This is a genomic window from Heyndrickxia sp. NPDC080065 (assembly GCF_050281185.1).
Classification (GTDB): Bacteria; Bacillota; Bacilli; order Bacillales; family Bacillaceae_C; genus Heyndrickxia.
Map to the genome: position 1 here is coordinate 207,485 of NZ_JBNNWS010000010.1, position 8,921 is coordinate 216,405.

Here is an 8,921-nt window from a genome sequence, read left to right on the forward strand (position 1 = left end):
AAATAACACATATACAATATGATGTTTTCAACACGATAATTCGAATACCCCAAATTTTATTCAACTGACCGTTGTACTAATCCAAGAAGGATTAATACACTTTTTTATAGAAGTTACTTCTAGAGGTAACATTAGATTAGTGTGAAAAGTAAGTTTTAATAATAGAAATAGTTAATTATTTGCATTACGGAGGGGATTAAATGTCAGAAGCAAAATTACAGAATAAGACAATTAAAGAACTTGATGAATTAAAGTTAGTAGGTTTTCGGGTTTTGTGTTCAGGTGACCAGTATATATTCAAAATACCTGAAGCGTCTTTACTGTTGAGTGAACGAGTTAATGAAATTAAACATTTAGTTAACCCGTTAAAACAATTTGGAGCGTTTGTTGTAGAAAATGAATCTGATGATGAAGATGGTTATTGGGTTTGTGTTGAAGTGAAAGAGTACGAAGATATCCCAATTGATATGGTAACTTTAACAGTGCCACCTCAAAGATATGCAGTTATAAGACATCAGGGTCCTAATTATAAAATAATGGATGCCTATAATGACTTACATACATGGATAGAAGAGAACAAGTATTTGAGACTTAAAAATAAATGGCATATAGAAAAGTTTTATAGTTGGAATGATACTGAAAATCTAGATGTAGAGCTGTTAGATACTATAGAGTAATTTAAATACAATAGGGTATGGGGGTAAGTCAAATGTATATGTTTTTTGAATACAATTGGCAGGTCAGAGATGAGTGGTTTCAATGGTGTGAAAATATTTCAGAAGAGGAACTTATACTCCCACGAGATGGAGGGGTTGGGAGTATTTTGAAAACATTATTTCATATAGTGGATGTGGAGCAAGCTTGGATTAATGGATTACAAGGAAATCCTGAATACCATTATAATTTCAAAGATTATCCTTCACTTTCTTCCGTAAAAGAATTGTCTAATAACTGTAGACTTAAAGTCAAGGATTTTGTTCAAAACTGGTCTAAAGAAATCGAAAAACAAAAATTAGATGATTTTACATATGCAGAAGTCATTCGACATGTTATTGCTCACGAGATTCACCATATTGGTCAATTGTCGGTTTGGTCAAGAGAATTAGGATTAAGTCCTGTTTCTGCTAATTTAATTGGAAGAGGGCTAACTACCAATTTATCTTAAGGAAATCAGAAGATCTTGTTGCGTTTTTGTACACTTTTATTATTCAACTTTTTTTCATGTGATTAGTAAAGAGCTGAAGATGTATTACAGATACAAATTGGCAGCTCTTATTTTTTGTTGAATTAATTTGGTAAAAAAGGAGTTTTGGGATAAAACATTGTTTCTTAGATTACGACAATTTAAATATAGGAGTGCTACCAATGATAAAATTTTTTGAATATAACTGGCAGGTAAGAGATGAATGGTTCGACTGGTGTAATCAAATAACAACTGAGGAATTGCTAAAAGATCATAACGGTGGAGTTGGAAGTATTTTATATACGCTTTTTCACATAATCGATGTGGAATATAGTTGGCTTCGTGGTATTCAGGGCAAAGAAGATGTAATAGTCGATTTCGATGATCATAATACACTAGAGAAGGTAAAATCTCTCTCAGATACATACCGAAAAGAAATATCTGAATTTTTATTAAATACAAATTTAGATGAATTAAAAGAAAAAGTTATAAGTGTCCCATGGGATGAAGATAAATACACTTGTGATGATATATTACATCATATTATTACACATGAAATCCATCACATTGGTCAACTTTCTGTATGGGCAAGAGAGATAGAAATAAAACCTGTATCTGCTAACTTTATTGGAAGAAACTTAAAATCTATTCATTTTTGTTGAAGTAGGGGATAAAAACGCATTTTCTATTCAACAAACGAAAAGGATTTATTTAAAAAGATAATTCAGAATAAGGTAGAGATTAGGAAATCACAAAAGAAGTTTTGGATGAGAAAAAGAATTAAAAAGGTGAGATGTTAATGTTAAATTCTATAATTGATCTACCAAAAGATAAAAGAATTGCGGGTGTACATTGTATTTCAATTACGGAAAATGGAACAATTGTAATGGCGTGGGACGAAGAAGAGCAACTTTTAACAACTATTGGCGGAAGAATTGAAAAAAACGAGTGTATTGATGAAGCCCTTGACCGTGAAGCTATGGAAGAAGTGGGAATGACACTATGTTCTGAGAGGATTCCATTTGCATCGTGGTATTGGAAATCAACCGATACGTATACAGTTTGGTTCTTAGTAAAGGCAAATAAGTTTATACCTTATACTTTTGATTATGAGAAATCTGGTTATGTAATTTATAATTTTGAAACTGCTGAAAAAATCATTACAAAAATCGAACAAGGTAATGAAACTAGATTAATGATTTTAAATATGGCTAAAGAGAAGGCAAAAAAATTAAAATGGTTATAATAATTTAGTTTTTATTGTTAAATTAATACAATTGGATAGTTATTTTGTAAAAAAAACTATCACTATAACACTTTAAAAAGCAACAAAACAGGAAAAATCCAGTTTTGTTGCTTTTGTATTAGGGTTAGTAAATAAATCTAGGAATATACTTGATATATGATTAATATAAAAAACTAAAATGAAAAAATATGAAAACAAAAGGAAAATATTACAATTTGTCGAATATATAAAGAAGAGGGGGAATTATGTATGAATACATATAATTGCTTAATCATAGAGGAAATCTATTTATAATTTATCAAAGGTGGAGATTCAGATAAAAATTGCAATGGTAGATATTAATGTGATAATGAATAACCATGATTTAAGTGAACGTGAGATGAAAATTATTGAAGTTTTATTCCTGAACTTAGCTGCACAAGTAAATGCTCAAATAACTAAAGATGGTATGGCGTTTAATCCCTTGGATAAAAACGGTAAAGATGATATTTTCCATTTTCAATTTGCTTGGCAATCTTCACTATCACCTGATAAGTATGAAGAAATTAAAGCAGGGATAAATAGGCGTTTTACCAATACAATCAAAATGTGTAATTTACCAGAAATTAATATAACCTTTAAGGAAAATGCCTATTTAACTAGGTAAGAATTTATTGTTTTTATAAAGAAAGAGGGAATTGAATGATTTTTGAAATTGGTGGACAGGAACGAAAAAAACTTATGCCGATGTTTGCGCATTTAAATAGTACAATTATTCTTTCTTGTCTTCAAGGACATATGGGAAAAGCGTGGGCTGATAATCTCGAAGAACCAACAGTTGCACAAATTACTGTGGGGATCTTTGTATTTTATGCAGGCAACCCTCACACTAAGGAAGCTGAAGAACTATTAAACAATCTGCCAGATTATACTCTAGCAATTGTAGGTACAGAAGAATGGAAGTATCGAATCGAAGAAGTACATAAAGGAAGTTTTGAGAAGTTTCAAAGGTACGAATTTTTTAAGAATCCGGAACATCTCGATAGGAACTATTTAAAGAGTTTATTATCTCCACTACCAGCGAATTATGAACTTATAAGAATCGATGAAACTATAGCTAAAAAACCATCATTCCACGAACTCTCGGAAGATTTTATAAGCCAGTTTAATTCATTAGATGATTTTATTGATAGAGGCATAGGTTTTGCTATGTTGAAAGAAGGAAAAGTTGTATGTGGTGCGACATCATATAGTATCTATGATGATGGAATTGAGATAGAAATTGCTACACATCCTCAGCATAGAAGAAAAGGCTTAGCAACAATTACAGCCTCGGCATTGATTTTAGATTGTAGGGATAGAGGATTATATCCGAGCTGGGACGGTGCTAATAGTGAGTCTGTTAAATTAGCCCAAAAACTAGGATACATTTTAAAAGACTCTTATGATACATATTTTATCGATAATAATAAGTAAGCCAATTTACGATTGGATTGATTCCATTAGTATTGTAAAACGTTACACTTAATCGTTGAAGTGAAAGATATTGTACTTTTTTAATAAATGCGTTTATATTTTAGGAGTTTTTGTCTAAATAAAAAATTGAAGCGCATTTATGACGCTTACAATCATTCCAACTCCGAATGGTATGAAAGTCCCGCTTACGGTCTGGCCGGAAAAAAGGGATGTTATATTCAAACTCTTACCTAACTTTATGAAGCATATAAAAGGAGAAAACGGTGAAAATTGATGTAAAATTAACAGGTAAAACAGAAGCACATATTATAAAAAACCTATTTCCCTTGTATTTATTTGATTTATCAGCACATTACGGCAATATTCCAAATATACATGGTATATATGAGGAGAGTGACGATTTCCAAACATTGATAGATCAGTATGAAGTTCAAAATATTTGGTGGGAAAAGCCAGATGTATTATTTCCCTACTTAATTTTAGTAGATGAGAAACCTGCAGGGTTTATTTTAGTAGCGACCCCGCCACATTGCAATAAAGGAATTGATTATTTTGTAAATGAGTTCTTCTTACTTCAATCATTAAGAGGTCATGGTATTGCTGAACAAGCGGCGAATAAAGTGTTTGAACAATTTAGAGGGAATTGGGAGTTGTTTACTAATCCTTTAGAAAAGAACATAGTTGGACAAAAATTTTGGAGAAAGACTATCTCCAATTATACTAATGGGAATTATATTGAGGAATATGGGGAAACTTTTGATGGATATAAACTTATCTTTCGATTTAATAATACAGGCAAATAAGAACTTACTGATGAAAATATATCCCTACTTCTTAATTGAAAGTAGGGTATTTTGGTTGGAAAATTGTTTTTTCTAAATGTCTTGTTGCGATTGTGTTCGGTTTAAGGAGGATTTTCTAACGATTATAGAGAATATTTAGATATTACAAAAAGAGGAGATGGTTAATTTAATGATAAAGGCGAAAATTGAAAATTCCCTTACTGTACTGTTGGTTTCAGATCTTGAGAAATCTAAGAAATACTACGAAGATGCATTAGGATGCGACGTGAATGAACAATGGGCAGTTCGAGATGATTTTGGATTAGGTTTTAAATTAATACAAGCAAAAGATATAGAAGATGTTAGACCTAATAAAGATACTTGGAATACATATGCCTATGTAAAAACACATAATAATCTCGATGCTTTATATGATGAATATAAAACGAATGGTGCCATTATCGCGTCAGAACCTAAAGTAACAGAATTTGATTGGGGTGCTTGGAAGGAATTTTCGATTAAGGATTTAGATGGATATGTAATTGGATTTGGTTCGGGAAGAAAAGATTAAGCAGCTACTAAATCATTTACAGTGGAAAATCATTTTCATCGGGTGCGATTGTTCAAAATGAGCAGTCGCTTTTTTATTAAAAAGATAGCATTAGATATTAAGTGATTAAGAAATTTGGACTTCAACCATTGGTTTGGTCCTTTATATAAGTTTAGGCGCTTTTTTACAATTATATTGTTTAAATAAGATTTATCGTTTGTATATTTTCCATGATGTAATATATGGAAGATTTATATATCAAGATTCTGAAGGGGTATGGCTATGATAGAATTTCGAAAAATTACTTGGGACAATTTTGAAGAATGTATTCGGTTAGAACTCCATGAAGAGCAGAAAAACTTTCTTGCAACCAATGTATATAGTATTGCGCAATCATATGTTGCTTTAGCAAATGATGATCTTCCTCCGATGACTTATGCAATATATCATAATGATGATATGGTTGGCTTTATCTTGATGTATTATGATAATGCAGATGAGAATGAGTATGGTGATGAAAATTGTTATGGTGTGCTGAGATTTATGATAGATAAACGATACCAAGGAAGAGGGTACGGCAAGACAGCTTTAGAAAAAGCTCTTGAGTATATTAAGACTTTCCCCCAAGGTGAAGCATCGGCAGTTTACATTGCCTATGAACCTACAAATTTGGTTGCGAAGAAGCTGTATTCATCTTTTGGGTTTGAGGAAACGGGCAAGCTTAACGATTCGGATGAGGTGATTGTCAAACTGAATTTGAATTTGTAGAACCGATAAACCATTCATGAAATAAACATGTTAAGTCCAACTATAAAATAAACTCCTTAGATGAACGAGCAAAGTTTTTTAAAAAATCAAATAAAATATGATGTTGATTAAACTTAGATTTAAAACAAAGATTTATATAGAATAACAAGATTGAAAAACAATGGAGGGGAATTATGAACACTTTTATTTACATGGTGAGACATGGAGAATCACCAAAAACAGGTATTGATAGGACAAGAGGGTTAACTGAAAAAGGGAAATCAGATGTTTATCGAATAACCGATATATTACTAGAGGAAGGTATTGAGGTTTTTGTTTCAAGTCCCTACACCCGATCAATTCTTACTATTCAGGATTTAGCTAATCGCTTAGGACAAGAAGTTTTAGTATTTGAAGATTTAAAAGAGAGGATTTTTTCTTCTGAGGAAAAGCGAATACCTGATAAGGAATTATTCCCTTTGTTAGAGAAGTCTTTTGCTAATCCGAAATTTGCTTTAAGCGGTGGGGAGTCTAACGCAGATTGTCAGAACCGAGCGATACATGTTTTAAAAGAAATATTAGAGAACTATCGAGGACAGAAAGTAGTAATAGGTACTCATGGGGCTGTAATGGCTTTAATGATGGGGTATTTTGACAGTCAGTATGATTTGAATTTTTTATTACATACATCAAAACCAGATATATACAGAATGGAATTTAATGGTCAGGAGTTGGTAGAGGTTAAAAGATTGTGGAAAAGTAAATAGATGTGTTTATTTGTCTTACTATCTAACTCAAAGTTTGGATAGTAATCTTTTAACCTAACACTTTGTTTAATTACATAAAGCTTTTGATCCAATTGTGGCTATTTTTGTAATGTGTATACCAGTTATTCTTGGGTTCAACTATATAAACTTCTTTTGAACGCAGATGCACTACAAAATTTAAAGGAGAATTCCAAAGTGTAAAGAATTATTTAATGTAATATTAACCATAAATTTTGAGGTGCAAAAATGAAAATCCAATTTTATGATATAGGGTCAGTTAATGAAAATGAATTAAAATTTGCCGTTATAAGTGCTATTTATAAGGGTCGGTGGCTCTATGTTAGACATAAAAAACGAAAGTCCTGGGAAATTCCTGGTGGGCACAGAGAACCTGGGGAAATAATTAATGAAACTGCTAAAAGAGAGTTATTTGAAGAGACTGGGTGCAAAGAAGTTGATTTAGTTCCAATTTGTGACTATTCAATGGATGATTCAGTTAGTAAGATTTTTGGAAGGTTATACCTTGCGAGGGTAAAAGAAATTGGCCAATTGCCAATATCAGAAATTGATGAAGTAAAACTATTCGATAACCTCCCCAATAACCTTACTTATTTAGAGATTCAACCAAAATTATTTGAAAAGACACTTACTTTCATTGAAGATTGTGAAGGTTTGTACTTAAAGTAACGGTAATAGGTACGAAAAAATTAACTGCTAAGGAAGTCGAATTCCCTATGGGCTATGGACAGATAGGTGATCAATATTGTTTTAGCTGGGGAGCAGGAACAGTGGTTAAGTCTAAAATAGATGTCGCTTATAGATCAGGTAGCCGTTATTTGAACCATGGGTTATATACGAATGTATTATGGAATGAAAGAGAATATATGAGCGCTGAAACACTTCAAATGGTTTGGAAAAAATTTGAATTCGAAAATTTAATGGATTTCGATACATTTAATCAACATTATGAAGGACAGACAGTGAAGGAGTATCTGACATATGTCGAAGGGAAAAAATAAATGGTGGTTGAAAAGAAGATTCAAATTAAGTGGAGAAAAATGCTTCTAATGGTAGATACTTCTTCAACTATGGGAGGTTGGTTAAAGAAGGAATTTGTTTTTATTTCTTGAATTTCTAATTTAATCAAAAAATTAAAGAAGGGTGCGAGTTTATTATGATGATAAAAGGTTTCGGGGGAATATTTTGGAGGACTAAAAATCTAGATGCTATAAAAAAATGGTACAGTGAAGTGTTGAAGCTTGAAATTGAAAATTGGAATGGGACTATTATTAAACCCCATTCAGGAAATGAAACTATCTTTTCTTTCTTTACTGAAGATGACCTTTATTTCCCAACAGAACAGCAAGTGATGTTAAATTTCCAAGTTTATAATCTAAACGAGACTATTGAGCATCTTAAACAAATTGGTGTACCTCTTGCAAAGGAAAAAGAGATTAGTGAATTTGGTAATTTTATTTGGATTAAAGATCCTGAAGGTAGACTGGTTGAGCTATGGGAGAAATAACGGGTTGTAGTTATTCCTATTTGTTGAATAATTTCAAGCCCCAAATTTCTATCAAAAAAATGGTTATGAAATATTGGGTGTAATTGAAGAACATCGAAACATAGAAAATCAGCCGTATTACCTAAAAAAGAAATTAACTTATTGATAAAACTTATTGTACTAAGGGGGGATTAATCCAGAAGGATTAATGCTCTTTTTTGTTGAAGTTTGATCTTGAGCTAAACCAGCTAATAGTTTGTCAATATATTTCATTAAAAACTTTAAATAGTTCATGCTATACTAAAATGTGCATGCCAAATAACCCTCCGTTAGTCTAACTTTGGAAGGTTTTATATTATTTAGTTATATTTAGGTTCTAGGCTATATCTTGGAAAGCAGTTTTGTTCTTTAAAAGGGCAAATATCCAATGTAAGAGCTTATTTACACATGCTATTACAGCTACTTTAAAAGGCTTTCCTTCTTCACGTTTCTTGTCGTAAAACTCTCGCATTCTTTTGTTTCGCGGGATGATTTCATCAGTTGTTTTCTTTTTACGACAATCACGAATGGCACAACGAACCGCCATATACAAGGCATGTCTAAGTCTACTAGATCCTCTTTTAGTGATTCGATTTTTAGTGGCAGAAAATTTACCAGATTCAAAAACACTTGGATCGACTCCAGCGA

At 31.8% G+C, this 8,921-nt stretch carries 14 protein-coding genes; 13 read left to right on the forward strand and 1 reads right to left on the reverse strand.

The genetic code is table 11. From position 1 onward, the window contains the following. The first annotated feature begins 200 nt into the window (after positions 1-200). The 13 genes from ACQKP0_RS14245 to ACQKP0_RS14305 all read left to right on the forward strand — a co-directional run bounded on the left by ACQKP0_RS14245 (position 201) and on the right by ACQKP0_RS14305 (position 8,255). On the forward strand, positions 201-677 hold the full coding sequence (locus ACQKP0_RS14245; protein ID WP_427406517.1) for a GyrI-like domain-containing protein: 477 nt from the start codon (positions 201-203) through the stop codon (positions 675-677). 32 nt (positions 678-709) lie between these two features. Continuing rightward, entirely contained in the window at positions 710-1,165 is a 456-nt protein-coding gene (locus tag ACQKP0_RS14250) for a DinB family protein (protein WP_427406518.1), read from the forward strand. A gap of 200 nt (positions 1,166-1,365) precedes the next feature. Further along, the gene (locus ACQKP0_RS14255; RefSeq protein WP_427406519.1) at positions 1,366-1,845 is read left to right on the forward strand and encodes a DinB family protein; all 480 of its coding nucleotides are present in this window, start codon (positions 1,366-1,368) and stop codon (positions 1,843-1,845) included. Positions 1,846-1,982: 137 nt separating this feature from the next. Further along, the gene (locus ACQKP0_RS14260) at positions 1,983-2,429 is read left to right on the forward strand and encodes an NUDIX domain-containing protein (RefSeq protein WP_427406520.1); all 447 of its coding nucleotides are present in this window, start codon (positions 1,983-1,985) and stop codon (positions 2,427-2,429) included. Positions 2,430-2,733: 304 nt separating this feature from the next. Continuing rightward, positions 2,734-3,075: a hypothetical protein gene (locus ACQKP0_RS14265; RefSeq protein ID WP_427406521.1), complete on the forward strand. Its 342-nt coding sequence runs from the start codon at positions 2,734-2,736 to the stop codon at positions 3,073-3,075. Positions 3,076-3,110: 35 nt separating this feature from the next. Then, on the forward strand, positions 3,111-3,884 hold the full coding sequence (locus ACQKP0_RS14270) for a GNAT family N-acetyltransferase (protein ID WP_427406522.1): 774 nt from the start codon (positions 3,111-3,113) through the stop codon (positions 3,882-3,884). Between the two features lie 263 nt (positions 3,885-4,147). After that, positions 4,148-4,687 carry a GNAT family N-acetyltransferase gene (locus ACQKP0_RS14275; protein WP_427406523.1) on the forward strand — a complete coding sequence of 180 codons (540 nt, stop codon included), beginning with the start codon at positions 4,148-4,150 and terminating at the stop codon, positions 4,685-4,687. Positions 4,688-4,856: 169 nt separating this feature from the next. After that, positions 4,857-5,237 carry a VOC family protein gene (locus tag ACQKP0_RS14280; RefSeq protein WP_427406524.1) on the forward strand — a complete coding sequence of 127 codons (381 nt, stop codon included), beginning with the start codon at positions 4,857-4,859 and terminating at the stop codon, positions 5,235-5,237. Positions 5,238-5,498: 261 nt separating this feature from the next. Beyond that, positions 5,499-5,984: a GNAT family N-acetyltransferase gene (locus ACQKP0_RS14285; RefSeq protein ID WP_427406525.1), complete on the forward strand. Its 486-nt coding sequence runs from the start codon at positions 5,499-5,501 to the stop codon at positions 5,982-5,984. Positions 5,985-6,157: 173 nt separating this feature from the next. After that, positions 6,158-6,730 carry a histidine phosphatase family protein gene (locus ACQKP0_RS14290; protein ID WP_427406526.1) on the forward strand — a complete coding sequence of 191 codons (573 nt, stop codon included), beginning with the start codon at positions 6,158-6,160 and terminating at the stop codon, positions 6,728-6,730. A gap of 246 nt (positions 6,731-6,976) precedes the next feature. Then, positions 6,977-7,417 carry an NUDIX hydrolase gene (locus ACQKP0_RS14295; RefSeq protein WP_427406527.1) on the forward strand — a complete coding sequence of 147 codons (441 nt, stop codon included), beginning with the start codon at positions 6,977-6,979 and terminating at the stop codon, positions 7,415-7,417. Positions 7,418-7,464: 47 nt separating this feature from the next. Beyond that, positions 7,465-7,749 carry a hypothetical protein gene (locus tag ACQKP0_RS14300; protein ID WP_427406528.1) on the forward strand — a complete coding sequence of 95 codons (285 nt, stop codon included), beginning with the start codon at positions 7,465-7,467 and terminating at the stop codon, positions 7,747-7,749. Positions 7,750-7,907: 158 nt separating this feature from the next. After that, positions 7,908-8,255 (forward strand): VOC family protein, encoded by a 348-nt coding sequence (locus ACQKP0_RS14305; protein ID WP_427406537.1) that lies wholly within the window; start codon positions 7,908-7,910, stop codon positions 8,253-8,255. A gap of 355 nt (positions 8,256-8,610) precedes the next feature. Here ACQKP0_RS14305 and ACQKP0_RS14310 read toward each other — a convergent pair. Continuing rightward, positions 8,611-8,921: transposase (locus ACQKP0_RS14310; protein ID WP_427406529.1), on the reverse strand; the 311-nt coding region annotated here is incomplete at its 5' end.

Excerpts from the sequence above, each read along its gene's own strand:
- ACQKP0_RS14300 (WP_427406528.1), top strand. The coding sequence starts at position 7,465 with ATGGGCTATGGACAGATAGGTGATCAATATTGTTTTAGCTGGGGAGCA.
- ACQKP0_RS14270 (WP_427406522.1), top strand. The coding sequence starts at position 3,111 with ATGATTTTTGAAATTGGTGGACAGGAACGAAAAAAACTTATGCCGATG.
- ACQKP0_RS14245 (WP_427406517.1), top strand. The coding sequence starts at position 201 with ATGTCAGAAGCAAAATTACAGAATAAGACAATTAAAGAACTTGATGAA.
- ACQKP0_RS14255 (WP_427406519.1), top strand. The coding sequence starts at position 1,366 with ATGATAAAATTTTTTGAATATAACTGGCAGGTAAGAGATGAATGGTTC.
- ACQKP0_RS14280 (WP_427406524.1), top strand. The coding sequence starts at position 4,857 with ATGATAAAGGCGAAAATTGAAAATTCCCTTACTGTACTGTTGGTTTCA.
- ACQKP0_RS14260 (WP_427406520.1), top strand. The coding sequence starts at position 1,983 with ATGTTAAATTCTATAATTGATCTACCAAAAGATAAAAGAATTGCGGGT.
- ACQKP0_RS14290 (WP_427406526.1), top strand. The coding sequence starts at position 6,158 with ATGAACACTTTTATTTACATGGTGAGACATGGAGAATCACCAAAAACA.
- ACQKP0_RS14305 (WP_427406537.1), top strand. The coding sequence starts at position 7,908 with ATGATAAAAGGTTTCGGGGGAATATTTTGGAGGACTAAAAATCTAGAT.
- ACQKP0_RS14295 (WP_427406527.1), top strand. The coding sequence starts at position 6,977 with ATGAAAATCCAATTTTATGATATAGGGTCAGTTAATGAAAATGAATTA.
- ACQKP0_RS14285 (WP_427406525.1), top strand. The coding sequence starts at position 5,499 with ATGATAGAATTTCGAAAAATTACTTGGGACAATTTTGAAGAATGTATT.
- ACQKP0_RS14250 (WP_427406518.1), top strand. The coding sequence starts at position 710 with ATGTATATGTTTTTTGAATACAATTGGCAGGTCAGAGATGAGTGGTTT.